General features: G+C 46.0%; 13 protein-coding genes. 11 read left to right on the top strand and 2 right to left on the bottom strand.

The window, feature by feature from the left end; all coding sequences use genetic code 11:
* Positions 1-66 precede the first annotated feature (66 nt).
* Complete coding sequence (locus KYJ26_RS10320) at positions 67-558, top strand: GyrI-like domain-containing protein (protein WP_219167186.1); 492 nt, start codon at positions 67-69, stop codon at positions 556-558.
* 59 nt (positions 559-617) lie between these two features.
* On the opposite strand, the gene KYJ26_RS10315 is transcribed toward KYJ26_RS10320, so the two are convergent.
* Positions 618-1520, bottom strand: coding sequence for a LysR family transcriptional regulator (locus tag KYJ26_RS10315; protein WP_219167185.1), 903 nt, complete (start codon positions 1518-1520; stop codon positions 618-620).
* A 119-nt stretch (positions 1521-1639) separates the two neighbouring features.
* Between KYJ26_RS10315 and KYJ26_RS10310 the strand changes: the two genes are divergently transcribed.
* Positions 1640-3637 carry a YhgE/Pip family protein gene (locus KYJ26_RS10310; protein WP_219167184.1) on the top strand — a complete coding sequence of 666 codons (1998 nt, stop codon included), beginning with the start codon at positions 1640-1642 and terminating at the stop codon, positions 3635-3637.
* A gap of 46 nt (positions 3638-3683) precedes the next feature.
* Here the strand turns inward: KYJ26_RS10310 and KYJ26_RS10305 are convergent, their stop codons facing one another.
* Positions 3684-4391: a DUF1836 domain-containing protein gene (locus KYJ26_RS10305; protein ID WP_219167183.1), complete on the bottom strand. Its 708-nt coding sequence runs from the start codon at positions 4389-4391 to the stop codon at positions 3684-3686.
* A gap of 156 nt (positions 4392-4547) precedes the next feature.
* Here KYJ26_RS10305 and htpX point away from each other — a divergent pair, with 156 nt between their 5' ends.
* The 9 genes from htpX (at position 4548) to KYJ26_RS10260 (ending at position 13381) form a co-directional block, all read left to right on the top strand.
* A complete protein-coding gene (gene htpX / locus KYJ26_RS10300) occupies positions 4548-5429 on the top strand; it encodes a protease HtpX (RefSeq protein WP_219167182.1) in 882 nt (293 codons plus the stop codon).
* Between the two features lie 223 nt (positions 5430-5652).
* Positions 5653-6738 (top strand): ABC transporter substrate-binding protein, encoded by a 1086-nt coding sequence (locus KYJ26_RS10295; protein WP_219167181.1) that lies wholly within the window; start codon positions 5653-5655, stop codon positions 6736-6738.
* Positions 6728-7561: an alkaline phosphatase family protein gene (locus tag KYJ26_RS10290; protein ID WP_219167180.1), complete on the top strand. Its 834-nt coding sequence runs from the start codon at positions 6728-6730 to the stop codon at positions 7559-7561. The genes KYJ26_RS10295 and KYJ26_RS10290 overlap by 11 nt, the downstream gene beginning before the upstream one ends.
* A gap of 76 nt (positions 7562-7637) precedes the next feature.
* Positions 7638-8483, top strand: coding sequence for an ABC transporter permease (locus KYJ26_RS10285; protein WP_219167179.1), 846 nt, complete (start codon positions 7638-7640; stop codon positions 8481-8483).
* On the top strand, positions 8480-9259 hold the full coding sequence (locus KYJ26_RS10280) for an ABC transporter permease (RefSeq protein WP_219167178.1): 780 nt from the start codon (positions 8480-8482) through the stop codon (positions 9257-9259). Before KYJ26_RS10285 ends, KYJ26_RS10280 begins: the two co-directional genes overlap by 4 nt.
* A gap of 1 nt (position 9260) precedes the next feature.
* Positions 9261-10265, top strand: a complete 1005-nt coding sequence (locus tag KYJ26_RS10275) for an ABC transporter ATP-binding protein (RefSeq protein WP_219167177.1) — start codon at positions 9261-9263, stop codon at positions 10263-10265.
* Positions 10262-11041, top strand: coding sequence for a DeoR/GlpR family DNA-binding transcription regulator (locus KYJ26_RS10270; RefSeq protein ID WP_219167176.1), 780 nt, complete (start codon positions 10262-10264; stop codon positions 11039-11041). The genes KYJ26_RS10275 and KYJ26_RS10270 overlap by 4 nt, the downstream gene beginning before the upstream one ends.
* Positions 11042-11053: 12 nt before the next feature.
* Positions 11054-12019, top strand: a complete 966-nt coding sequence (locus KYJ26_RS10265; protein WP_219167175.1) for a histidinol phosphate phosphatase domain-containing protein — start codon at positions 11054-11056, stop codon at positions 12017-12019.
* 192 nt (positions 12020-12211) lie between these two features.
* Positions 12212-13381 carry an N-acetylmuramoyl-L-alanine amidase family protein gene (locus KYJ26_RS10260; RefSeq protein WP_219167174.1) on the top strand — a complete coding sequence of 390 codons (1170 nt, stop codon included), beginning with the start codon at positions 12212-12214 and terminating at the stop codon, positions 13379-13381.
* Positions 13382-13388 lie beyond the last annotated feature (7 nt).

Raw genomic sequence — 13388 nt, 5'->3', positions numbered from 1 at the left:
TCGGCTTAGAATCATTGTGTGAACAATGAGATAATAAATAGTACATAATATTTAGGGGGGAACCTAGTGAAACCATCTATAATTAGATTGAAAGAAAAGAAGTTAATCGGAAAATTCAAGGTCATGTCCCTCTCAGAGGATTCGACGAAAGCACTCTGGCAAAGCTTCATGCCCCATCGAAAGGCGATTCCTCATCGTATAGATGAAAAACTCTATAATATGAAAGTATTCGATTCAGGGCTTGATGTGAAGCAATTAACCCCTGCGACCCCTTTCGTGAAATGGGCAGCAGTAGAAGTGGAGGCATATGAGAACACACCTGAAGCCATGGATACATACACCATGAAAGGTGGACTATACGCCATGTTCCTTCACCAAGGACCCGCCAGCACCTTCCATGAAACCTTGAAGTACATCCACACAGTGTGGATGCCTTCTTCAGAATATCAACTCGACGACCGCGAACACTTCGAACGCTTCGACGAACACTACAACCCTGCAGACCCCAACGCAGTCGAAGAGGTATGGATCCCGATCAAAAGAGGGACGGACCTATGATTTTCAGGCGAAACCCAATAGGGACGGGCCTTCATTTGCGAAAATGAAGGTCCGTCCCTTTATAATTGATTCAGTTTCATGCCAATTTTATTAAAGTAGTTGATCATGAATGGGTGGAATTGTTTGGCGGTACGGGTGAGGTGCCTTCGTTTGGACCAGCCGAGTCCGATGGTGCGCTCGCAGGTTGGGTTGTTGATCCTGATTTTGTGGGGGAAGGGTGTACGGCGGTTCATCCATGAGATGGCGGGGATGAAGGCGATGCCGAGTCCTTGCCTGACCAGGTCCCCGATGACGCCGGGTTCATCCCCTTCAAAGGAGATGACGGGTGTGAACCCAGCCTGTAAACAGATCTCGTCTGTCAGGTTCCGCAGTCCGTAGCCTGTGTTCATGCTGATGAACGGTTCATCCTTTACTTCAATGAGATCGATTTCACTCTTGTTCTCCAACCGGTGACCTGGGGGTACGATAAGGAAGATCTCCTCTGTCATCAACGGCTCCCATACAATATCTTCATCATCATCCAAGGGAATAGAAGAGATGCAGTAATCCACTTCTCCATTTTTTAACTGCTCCTTCATCCGACTCATGGAGTGGACGAATTGCTGAAATCGGACGTGTGGGTTTTCCTTTAAGAATGCCCCGACCAAATCTGGAAGCACCCTTGGAATCGTGACGGCCATCCGTATCGTATGTTCCTCAAGGTCCATTGCCTCCGCAATCTCCCTTTTTCCTTCGTTGATTTCCATGAATACACGTTCCACCCGAGTAAGAAACAGCTCTCCAAAGCGGTTCAGTTTAATCTGTCGGTGCTGTCGTTCGAATAAAGGCACCCCGAGATCTTCTTCCAAACGGGCAATCGTCTTGCTGAGGGAAGGCTGGGCAATCCTCAGTTCCTCTGCAGCCTTGGTCATGTGTTCCAGACGGGCAACGGTCTGAAAGTAGTGCAGCTGCTGTAGTTCCATAAGAACACATCCTTTCATAGACTGAAAGCTATATATGTATAACTAATTATGTATTATACATTATCATTTTATCCACGTATGATAATTGGATGTAAATGATTAAAAGAAGGAGTTTGTTTATGAAAGGATTCGCACTAATACTACAAGATTTAAAGGCGATGGTTAGCCATAAGCACAGAAGAATCGCCCTCGGGTTTCTTCTTTTAGTTCCATTAATCTATTCTGGATTATTCCTGTCAGGCTACTGGAATCCATACGGCAAGCTTGAACAATTACCTGTTGCCATCGTCAATGAAGATGAGGGAGCCATCATGGAGGATGAACCCATAGAGGCGGGGAAAGATTTTGTAAAGGAACTGAAAAAGTCAGAAGATCTGAATTTCAAGTTCGTTTCCACTGCTAAAGCCAAAGAAGGTCTTAAAGAAGGAACGTACTATATGATCGTTACGATTCCTGAAGACTTCTCGGAAAAGGTGAGCACCCTGATGGACGAACATCCCGAGCCTGCCGAACTTCTGTATAAGGACAACCCTGGTAAAAACTTCGTAGCCTCTCAAATTAGTTCCAGTGCTACAGAAAAAATGAAGAGTAAGCTGTCAGATACCATTTCCAAATCCTACGCGGACGGCGTTTTTTCCAAGTTTGAAGAAATGGGGAAGGGATTAACGAAAGCAAGTGACGGGGCAAGTAGTCTGCATAATGGAATTAAAGATGAAAAGGCAGGAATGAATACTCTTGCAGCTGGGATCAACGGACTCGGAGAAGGTTCCGAAAAGCTTCAAGCTGGAAGTGAAAAACTGTCAGCCGGAGCAGGTTCCCTTGAGAGTGGCCTCCAGCATCTACATTCAAGTTCTGTGCAATTAGCCGGTGGAATGAAGAGCCTCACGCAAGCCGGTGCGCAAATGACTACGGGCACTGAACAACTGGCGGATCAAACAAACAAGCTCGCTGGTGCAGAGGGTCAGCTCCAACAGCAACAATCAGAAGCCAATGTTACGGCGGAGAAGCTGTCTAGTCAGCTTCAAACGTATAAGGAATCCCATCCAGAGGTGAAAGATGATCCTGAATTCAAACGCATTCAAGAGCTTTCGGAAAAACTAACAGCTTCTACATCGGAGCTTGAAAACGGACAATCGGAACTTCATCAGCAAACAGAACAGCTAGCGGGTGGACAGAGTCAGCTGTATGCAGGGTTCTCCCGGTTCACTGACAAACTGAACCAGGCATCCGACGGAGCTTCTGAACTAGCGACAGGTTCCAAAGCGCTCTCTTCAGGTTTTGCTGACTGGAACCAGGGATTCACAGCCCTGACTGCCGGAATTGATTCTTTATCAAGTGGAAGTGATAAGCTTTCTTCAGGTGTCAGTGCTTTAAATCAGGGACTGACAGATCTTGAATCAGGCTCGGGGGAATTAGCGACTAAGCTCACCGATGCAGCAGAAAAAACATCAGAGGTTCATTCAACGAATGAGTTATCGTCCATGTTCTCAGATCCAGTACATCTCGTGAAATCCAATGTATCCAAGGTGCCGAACTATGGAACCGGAATTGCACCATATTTCTTGTCATTAGCCCTTTACGTAGGTGGGATCATGGCGGCGAATATCCTGCCCCTTGGCAGACGTAATGATCTTCGCGTAAATGGCACGACTCATTTCATCAATAAATGGGGGTTGGTGTTTGCCATCGGTTCCATTCAGGCACTCATCGTCGACGGGGTTCTTCTCTTTGGATTCCATTTAGAAGTCGTGAATATACCGTTGTTTATTTTATCGAGTATCATCATTTCTTTCACATTCATGACCTTTATCTTCATGTTGATTACCGTATTCGGATTCGTCGGGAAGTTTCTGGCTGTTACCTTCCTCGTCCTGCAGCTGGCGACTTGTGGAGGGACGTTCCCTAGAGACTTGAATACGCCGATACTGCGCATCATCGGGGAGAATTTACCGATGGCTCATTCGTTAAGCAGCTTCCAGGAGGTCATTACATTAGGTGACTTCACTCAGCTTGGGCATCAGTTATGGGTATTGTTTGCCTATTTGGCTGTGGCTGGCGGAATCGCCTGGTTTACCACTCATATGCAGCATGCGAAAACGGTTGAAGTAGCAAAATGATCATAAAAATGCCTGTCTCCCTTTTGAATGGGGGACAGGCATTTTTTTATGATAGGGCATCTGTTACATACTTCTTCGTCACGGCCTGATAAAACCCTGCCTGGACCGTCAGCACCGACACAATCATGACATTTAGAACTTTACTTACATTCTCTTCCACGATTCCGTCAAACGTCGAAAGCATGTCCCGGCACTCATCTTTGATGAACCCGTCGATATGCTCGTTTACCGAACCATCAGCTGTCTTTATGGAAGGTAAGGATTGGTGATGAATCTGATCGAAGACGGATGCATACGCAAGGTAAAGATCCATGGGGTTGATGATATCATCCGTACGGTCATCGATATTGTTGAACACGAGTGTAAGGATTTTCCGGATGGAATCGAAATCAAGTGTTGCCTTGAGGTCTTCCACGATAAACAGCATGGCAGCCTGTTCAGTGGTGTATTTTTTGCCAAGCTGTGGGGATCCGATCAAGCCTCTGACATCCCGCTTCACCCAGTTCTGGACGGTGCTCTGCGGAAAGTTGGTGAATTCGATCAGGTTTCCCAAGGAGACGATTTCATTGAGGGAAAATCCAATTTCGCCTTTGGAAGGTTTGAGTAATTTTTGAATGATTGGTGGTAGCTCATCCTCTTTATGTAAATTCGTCCATGCAGCCTGAAGCACCTTGAGTGGGGTCCTGCTGTTTGTGCCGTTCAGTGAGAGCAGTAGTTCGGCCATATGTTTGCGTGTCAATTTAATCGTTTCCATCGTGATTCCCCCGCCTCATTCAACTATCTTCTTCTATACTACTGGTTCGTCAGGGCCTCGTCAATTTCACCTTTTGCTTGTATTTCTTCCGTATAGGAATTATAATATATTCAGATACAGGTTCATGTGAACTTGAAATAGGAGTGAGGAAACAAGATGGGGAAACGTATATTTTACTTCCTGTTAACGAACGTTTTAGTATTACTGACGATTAGTATCATTTTTTCCGTCACAGGAGCGGGGAACTACATCACGGCTTCAGGCGGGCTGGATTTAGGTGCACTACTCGTATTCAGTGCCATTATCGGTTTTTCCGGGTCATTCATCTCTCTGGCGATGTCACGCTGGATGGCGAAGCGGATGATGGGGGTCCAAGTGCTGAACCCGGATGGAGCCCTGTCTTCTGAGGAACGTGCGGTTGTGGAGAAAGTTCACCGACTTTCTAGAGCGGCAGGACTTGTGCATATGCCGGAAGTGGGAATCTATCATTCTCCTGAGGTCAATGCATTTGCTACAGGACCTTCGAAGAAGCGCTCACTGGTTGCTGTTTCGACTGGATTGCTTCGTGAGATGGATGATGATGCAGTTGAAGGCGTCATTGCCCATGAGGTAGCCCACGTTGCAAACGGAGACATGGTAACAATGACCCTGCTTCAAGGTGTGGTCAATACATTCGTTGTCTTCCTGGCACGGATTGCAGCGTGGATCGCGTCGCGTTTTGCAAGGGAAGAAATGGCACCGATCGTGCATTTCATTGCCGTGATTGTCTTCCAGATCGTATTCTCGATCTTAGGTAGTCTGGTTGTCTTCGCTTATTCCCGTCATCGTGAGTACCACGCGGACAGAGGCGGAGCGGACCTTGCCGGTAAGGATAAAATGGTTCATGCCCTACAGATGCTGAAAGCTTACTCAAGCCGCATGAAGGGTGAAGATGATACGGCTATTTCTACATTGAAAATCAATGGACGACGTAAATCGGCGATGTTTTCGACTCACCCTGATTTGGATGAGCGGATCAGCCGTTTGCAAGCGAAATAATAGAGGATTTAAAAGGTGTCTGACTCCGTTAAGGGGAGTCGGGCACTTTTTTTATGGACTTTTTTAAGCATCTCAAACCATCCTATCCCTGTCCTTTACATCAAATTAACATTATTTCAGAATACTTTTACGTTTGATTAATCTCTTATTTACTTTGGTTTCCTATGATGAATGTGTGAAACAAAAGAAAACAAAAATGATTCAAAACTAGGAGGAGACATCCATGAAGAAGAATGCATTGTTAAAGGTATTAACTGTTGGGGTGACTTCCGCTTTCCTTATGGCGGGCTGTTCAGGGAACGATAACGCAGAAGGAAGCAAAATCGATACTAGTAATCTATCATTGGATCAAATAGAAAAGAAAGCAAAAGAAGAAGGGGAAGTGAACTCAGTCGGAATGCCGGACTCATGGGCGAACTGGGGACAGACTTGGAAGGATATCACGGAGAAATATGATATCAAGCATACAGATACAGACATGTCGAGTGCTGAGGAGCTTGCTAAGTTTGAAACCGGAGATGCCGATGTAGGGGATGTTGGTGTGGCATTTGGACCTCTTGCTGAAGAGAAGGAACTGACGCTTCCGTATAAACCATCGCATTGGGATGAAATCCCTGATTGGGCAAAGGACGACAATGGAGACTGGGTGGTTGGTTACACTGGAACACTTGCTTTCATTACCGACAAGAATAATGTGATAAACCCTCCTACTTCTTGGAGCGACCTGTTGAACGGTGACTACAAGGTGGATGTAGGTGACGTGATGAAGGCCAACCAGGCACAATTCGCAGTGCTTGCAGCAGCCTTTGCCAACGGCGGTGACGAGAAGAACATTGAACCGGGAATCGAGTTCTTCCAGAAGCTTGCCAAACAGAATCGCCTGCAGACGACGGACCCATCCCTGACAGCTCTTGAAAAAGGGGAGACTGATGTCGCCATCGTATGGGATTTCAATGCACTGAACTACCGTGATCAAATTGATAAAGATCGCTTTGAAGTGGTCATTCCATCTGATTCATCTGTTGTGTCAGGGTATGCGAATGTCATCAATAAGAATGCCAAGGATCCACACGCAGCGATGCTGACACGTGAGTACATCTTATCAGATGAAGGTCAGGCAAATCTTGCACGTGGTTATGCAAGACCGATCCGTGAAGATGTGAAACTTCCAGAAGATGCGAAGGCAAAGCTTCTGCCTGATAGCATGTATAAGAACGCAAGACCGGTCGAGGATGCCAAAGCATGGGAAGAGGCAACAAAATCCCTTCCACAAAAATGGCAAGAGGAAGTGTTAGTCCATGTCAACTAACGACAAGCTGATTTTCATCATGATTGATGGACTGCGCTTTGACACGGCCGTCGACAACATGGGGTATCTGCATCACTTGGCGGAAAAGGGACAGGCTTCAAGATTTAAGGTCATTTCAGAGGTGCCGAGCATGTCCCGGCCCCTGTACGAAGTGTTGTTGACGGGAACTCCTCCCTATCAAAACGGAATCACGTCCAATCAGATTGTACGTGGTTCAAAGGAAGAGAGTATCTTTCATTTGACGAGTAAAAATGGGTTGAAGAATGCAACGGCAAGCTACCACTGGGTGAGTGAACTCTATCATTCTGCGCCTTTCAATCCCATGACGGACCGCATCAAGCTTGATGGGAATGGTGCCATTCAGAACGGGATGTTCTACTGGGAGGATCACTATCCCGATACGCATCTTTTTGCTGATGCCAACTATATGAAAACGACGAAAGATCCGGATTTTCTCTATATTCACAGCATGAATGTAGATGATGATGGACACAAATACACGGCGGATTCTGCCGGTTACAGAAATCGTGTGATCGCTGTGGATGTTATGCTTGCTTCGATTCTACCTGATTGGATCGAGGAAGGATACCAGATCATTATTTCTGCCGATCATGGAATGAACAAAGATGGCCAGCATGGAGGAACGACGAAGGAAGATCGGGAAGTCCCGTTATTCGTCATCAGTTCGAAACTAGAGGCGGGAATCTATGAACAGGAAGTCCCGCAGCTTCAAATCGCACCATTACTTTGCAAACTATTAAACATTCAACCGTCACCTGCCATGCAGGAGTTGACAATTCCAGGCCTCACTGAGGGTTTATAGTCCTTCTCAGGGTGGATGGGCGTATATCCCCTTCACCCTGAACATGAGGACAATGGTGTAAAAGGAGTGAATACTCATGAAAAAGAGGAAATCCGGTATATTTCTTACGATGGTTCCTTTAGTGGTCTTTATTCTATTATTCTTAATCGTTCCATTGGTATCGATGATTCATGCAAGTTTTACAAAAGGTGGGGAAGGGTCATTCTCCCTGGCTAACTACATGGAGATCTTTACGAATCCCTATTACTATCAATCATTCGAGAATAGTATCATCATTTCGGTTTCGTCTACCGTCGTGGCGATGATCCTGGCGCTTTTTGCCTCATACGCCATTACGTTTTTTCACAAGAGAACACAGGACCGGATTCTCGTACTGGCAAATTTAACGTCAAACTTCGCCGGAATCCCGTTATCCTTCGCATTTATCGTCTTAATGGGGAATAGCGGCGTGTTCACGATTTTAGCGGAAAAACTGGATGTCGCGCTGTTGAATCATTTTAACCTGTATTCTTGGACAGGTCTCATTCTCATTTATATTTACTTTCAATTGCCCTTGGCCGTCATGCTTATGTTCCCTGCATTTCATGGCATCAAGGAGCAGTGGCGGGAATCGGCTTATCTTCTTGGTGCGTCCCCGCTAACATTCTGGAAACGGATCGGTATTCCGATCCTCCTGCCGAGCGTCGCAGGTACAGCGAGTATCCTGTTTGCGAATTCAATGGGAGCCTATGCCTCGGCCTATGCCCTGACAGGAAGTACGTATAATCTGGCTACGATCAGGATTGGAGCCTTGATCTCAGGTGATATCTTTGCCCAACCGGAACTTGGAAGCGCACTTGCTGTTCTACTGGGCGTAACGCTGATTGTCTCGATGCTGATTAATGAATGGCTCACAAGAAAGGTAAGGAGGGATGTCGGATGAAGAAAAGTCGGTTATCGTTCGTCCCCTTGGTCATTGTGTTTGCTTATCTTATTGTTCCATTAGTAGCGACGTTCTTATATTCGGTCTCGACTAAATGGAATCAAACGGTTCTGCCGGAAGGAATCACCTTTAAGTGGTATACGGAGCTATTCAGTGATGGAGCGTTTACTTCAGCTGTCCTCCGTTCCCTTGTGCTTTCAGGAGGGGCAACCGTTCTTTCAGCCCTCTTCATGGTGCCTGCGATCTTTGCCATTGTCGTCTATGCCCCGCGTTTGGAAAAAGGGCTGCAGGCGATTGTGCTCCTTACCTATGCCATGCCGGGAGTTATTATGGCAGTGGGACTGTTAAGAGCCTATTCGAAAGTCGGAGTTCCCATGGTACTGGTCACGGTCGGTGCATATTTCATCGGAATCATGCCTTATATGTATCAGGGTACACGCAATAGTCTCAGAAACATTCATGCTGTGTCCCTGATGGAATCGGCTGAACTATTGGGGGCATCTAAAGTATCGGCCTTCAGGAAAATCATCGTTCCCAATATCATGACGGGCATCCTGGTGTCAGCCCTCCTTTCATTCTCGATTCTCTTTGGAGAATTCGTCCTGGCGAACTTATTGGTCGGTGGCAGTTATGAAACCGTACAAATTTACTTGTATCAGCAATTAAAGAAAAGTGGTCACTTCTCCAGTGCCATCGTCGTGTGTTATTTCGTATTCATCAGTATCCTATCAAGCTTGGTTGTGAAATTTGCCCAGCGTAAAAAGGAGTCGTTCTAACATGAGCTTTATCACATTGAATCAAATCCAGAAATCCTTTGAAGGCCAGACGGTCATTCAAGACATGAACCTTGAAATCGAGAAAGGGGAGCTTGTGACGTTCCTGGGTCCGAGTGGGTGCGGGAAAAGTACGCTCCTCAGGATGATTGCAGGTCTTGTCACACCGGAAGAAGGCTCCATTTTGATTGATGGAAGAGATGTGACCAATGTCTCGCCGAAGGACAGAGGAGTGGGAATGGTGTTTCAATCGTATGCTCTGTTTCCCAATATGAATGTGTATGAAAATGTCGCTTTCGGATTGAAGATGAAGAAAATGGAGAAGAGCGAAATCCATGACAAAGTGATGACTATCATTGAACTGGTAGGACTGACAGGGAAAGAAAAGGCATTTCCACATGAATTATCCGGCGGTCAGCAGCAGAGAGTGGCTCTTGCAAGAAGCGTCGTCGTGGAGCCGAAAGTTCTTCTGTTAGATGAACCACTAAGTGCATTAGATGCACAGATTCGAAAAAATCTGCAACAGCTTTTACGATCGATTCAGCAAAGACTCGGCATCACGATGATCCTTGTGACTCACGATCAGGAAGAAGCCATGATTGTAAGTGATCGAATCGTACTATTGAACAAGGGGGAAATGGTTCAAAGTGGACATCCTCATGATATCTATATGAATCCGTCTACGGAATTTGCTGCCAGGTTCATCGGTCATTATAATGTCCTGGATGCAGGTGAGCTTGATGCCTTACTTGGGCCGACAGCCCTTCCTGACCACAGTCTGTACGCCATCCGTCCTGAAGCGTTTCAGAGAACGGAATCGGGACAATCTTCTGCCATTACAGCCGTGGTGAAAGACATCGCTGTATTGGGAAGCATCGTACGCTATACGTTGGAGTCGAACTCTGTGACTTTTTCTGCCGATTTGCTGCAGCAAAGAGAGACAGGACTGAAACCTGATGGTGAAGTCATTCTATATATTCAAAAAGAGGATGTGATTCCACTGACATGAGTGCATTTGCAGCTGACCGGCACAGATTAATAGAAGACATCCTTCATGAGGATGAGAAAATATACGTCACACAGTTAGCAGAAAAAATGGATGTGACACCTGAAACCATTCGGAAGGACCTGGCAATCCTAGAGAAAGAAAATCGCCTCACCCGCGTCCATGGAGGAGCGGTGAAATACGTTCCGCCCGTGCAGGAGCCATTGTTCCGACAAAAGATGAATGTCCACCTCGAGGCCAAGCGGACAATCGGGAAACTTGCTTCCCGCTATATTCAGGACGGGGATACGATCATGCTTGACGTCGGCACCACAACCTATCAACTGGCCTATGCTCTGGCAGGACTTCAGCGCCTCACGATTGTCACCAATTCCCTGGCTTCAGCAGAAATCATCAATAAGAATCTTGAAGCAAAGATCTTTGATGGAAAGCTTGTCATGCTTGGCGGGATGAGCAACCCTGAACAGAAATCCGTGTCAGGGGCCATGACCATTCAGATGCTCCGGCATTTTCAATTTGACAAAGTGTTTCTGTCTTGCGGAGGAGTCACAATCACAGATATATTCGATTATGATTTGGAAGAATCCCTCGTTTCTGAAACCGTCATGAAGCAGGGAAGGGAGACCTATCTGCTGGTTGATTCCTCTAAATTGAACCGGACCTCCTTTTGCAGGATCGGTTCAATGACAGAACTTGACTATGTGGTATGCGATGCACCGATGCCGAGGGAGTGGCAGAAGAGTAAACGCACCACATTTAAAAAATGGATTTCGCCATAAGGAGGAGACACCATGACTGTCGATTATCACGTACATCTGGAAGAAGGTCCCTATTCATTTCGCTGGCTTGAACGGACAAGCCGCGCATTGCAGCACTTTCAACCGCTTAGTGATGGGTTCCATCATAGAGAGTGGATTCAAGCCAGCCACAACCTGCTGATTGAGCGGCTAGAAAAAGGTCCATATTCATCCCAATGGCTGGATCTATACTTACAGAAAGCCAAAGAGAGAAATCTCAAGGAAGTCGGTATTGTCGATCATTTATATCGTTTCAGGGAAACCAGAGACTATTTCGAGAAGCACATGGATATCAGTGAGTCAGACTTGGGGAAAAAGCAGCATCAGTGGTTGAAGCAGGTGATGACCGAAAACATGGGGGACTTTGTCGACTTCATTGAAAGTCAGAAAACAAAATGGGCGGAACATGGTATCAAGTTACGGCTTGGGATGGAAGCTGACTTCTTTCCGGGTTGCCATGATCAGCTAAAGGAATTGTTATCCACTCATCAATGGGATTATGTGATTGGTTCGGTTCATTTCATTGATGGATGGGGTTTTGACAACCCTGAAACGAAAGGGCGATTTGAACAATATGATCTGCAAGATTTATATGGACGCTTCTTTCAAATCGTCGAAGAGGCCATCCGCAGCGGCTTGTTTGACTTCGTCGCCCACCTCGATAATTTGAAAGTATTCAATTTCAGACCGGATGAAGAAACTCTACTACCTCATTACCAGAAGATTGCACGTGCATTAGTGGAAACGAATACAGCAACGGAAGTGAATGCCGGTTTATTTTATCGTTACCCGATTAAGGAAATGTGCCCAAGCAAGAGCTTTCTGAAAGTGCTTGCTGAAGCAGGGGTGAAATTCACCACCTCGTCGGATTCTCACTTTCCGGATGATATTGGATGTTATGTGGAGGAGAATACAGAGAGATTAAAGGAACTTGGTATCCTGCATGTGGCCACATTTTAAGATCGAAATTGGGAAAGGATCCATATTGGGACACCCTTATTAATAGTAAACTAATATTATTATTTCTGATTTAATAGATGGAGTGTCTGCCTAACGATTTTATGATCGTGTATGGCGGGCACATTTTTCTTCTGTTGCCGTGACCAATTCTCTTATCTATGAATATTTTACTAGTGAAGGAGGATACAAAATATGGTAAAAGCTAGTGATTATTTAATAGCATTAGATGATGGTCATGGTCTTGGAACAGCTGGTAAACGAACACCTTATATTCCGTCGATTGGAAGACAGATCAGGGAGAATGAGTTCAATGAAAGAGTGACTTACTTTTTGAAGCTTGAATTGGAAAGGTGTGGATTCCGGACCCTTCTCACGGCACCGACAGATGCAGATACTCCGTTGAAGGCAAGGACGGATGCAGCGAATTCCCTGGGGGCGGACGCATTGGTGTCCAATCATTATAACGCTTTTGATGGAAAGTTTGATGGTCCCGGAAAGGATGCTGAAGGACATTCGCTACATGTTTATTTCAATGATGCACAAGACAGGCGGCTCGCAGAAAGTATCGCGAAGTATTTAAAGCAGGGAACAAAGCAAGTTTACCGTGGGATCATTGAACAAAATCTTCATATGACAAGGGAGTTCAATGGACCTGCCGTACTCGTGGAGAATGGTTTCATGGATAATGAGAGAGAAGCCTTACTCATGATCAATGAGGATTTTCAACGTGAGACGGCAAGGGAGCAGGCCCTGGGGATCTGTGATTTCTTCGGAGTACCATATATAGCCGCAGGGAGTGGAGGACAGGTGGGAACGCCGCCGGTTTCAGGTGGGACAAGCGGTGATAGTGTTGCGGGCAAGCGTGTCGAGAGCATCTATAAAGGAAATGATGGTCTCGATTTTTACAGCCGCCCGACATTCGATGATAGGTACCGGGCAGGGACCTTGAAATTTGGTTATGGGTTTCCAACGATTGTCAGGAAGTTAAAAGTAGAGGGAGCAGAGATGTATGAGGTCAAGAACTCCAGAGGATATGTTTACTACGTCACGGCCTCTCCACAATTTGTGAAAGTGGAAGGAAGTGGACAACCATCGGGTGGATCTGCATCACCTCCACCTGTATCAGGAGGTCCGATTGCCATCGGTGAAATTACGATCATAGGGGTGGCGAATGCTGCCATCGTACAAGATCGACCGGATCGTCTCGCATCTCAAAATCTCGGGACTATCAGAAAAGGAAGGACCATTCCTGTCACCGGATCTGTAAGTGGCAGAAACAGCAGCTCAGGATATTGGGAAGTTGTTTATAATGGCAAAAGAGCGTATATCACTGGAGATTATGGTCGATACAAGGCCTATTAAAGCACAG

This window comes from Rossellomorea orangium (assembly GCF_019334305.1).
Classification (GTDB): Bacteria; Bacillota; Bacilli; order Bacillales; family Bacillaceae_B; genus Rossellomorea.
Note: the sequence above shows the minus strand (reverse complement) of the source record. Positions and strands in the feature narration are given on the sequence as shown.

Coding starts and splice junctions, on each gene's coding strand:
- KYJ26_RS10315 (WP_219167185.1), bottom strand. CDS start 1,520: ATGGAACTACAGCAGCTGCACTACTTTCAGACCGTTGCCCGTCTGGAA.
- KYJ26_RS10310 (WP_219167184.1), top strand. CDS start 1,640: ATGAAAGGATTCGCACTAATACTACAAGATTTAAAGGCGATGGTTAGC.
- KYJ26_RS10305 (WP_219167183.1), bottom strand. CDS start 4,391: ATGGAAACGATTAAATTGACACGCAAACATATGGCCGAACTACTGCTC.
- htpX (WP_219167182.1), top strand. CDS start 4,548: ATGGGGAAACGTATATTTTACTTCCTGTTAACGAACGTTTTAGTATTA.
- KYJ26_RS10295 (WP_219167181.1), top strand. CDS start 5,653: ATGAAGAAGAATGCATTGTTAAAGGTATTAACTGTTGGGGTGACTTCC.
- KYJ26_RS10290 (WP_219167180.1), top strand. CDS start 6,728: ATGTCAACTAACGACAAGCTGATTTTCATCATGATTGATGGACTGCGC.
- KYJ26_RS10285 (WP_219167179.1), top strand. CDS start 7,638: ATGAAAAAGAGGAAATCCGGTATATTTCTTACGATGGTTCCTTTAGTG.
- KYJ26_RS10280 (WP_219167178.1), top strand. CDS start 8,480: ATGAAGAAAAGTCGGTTATCGTTCGTCCCCTTGGTCATTGTGTTTGCT.
- KYJ26_RS10275 (WP_219167177.1), top strand. CDS start 9,261: ATGAGCTTTATCACATTGAATCAAATCCAGAAATCCTTTGAAGGCCAG.
- KYJ26_RS10270 (WP_219167176.1), top strand. CDS start 10,262: ATGAGTGCATTTGCAGCTGACCGGCACAGATTAATAGAAGACATCCTT.
- KYJ26_RS10265 (WP_219167175.1), top strand. CDS start 11,054: ATGACTGTCGATTATCACGTACATCTGGAAGAAGGTCCCTATTCATTT.
- KYJ26_RS10260 (WP_219167174.1), top strand. CDS start 12,212: ATGGTAAAAGCTAGTGATTATTTAATAGCATTAGATGATGGTCATGGT.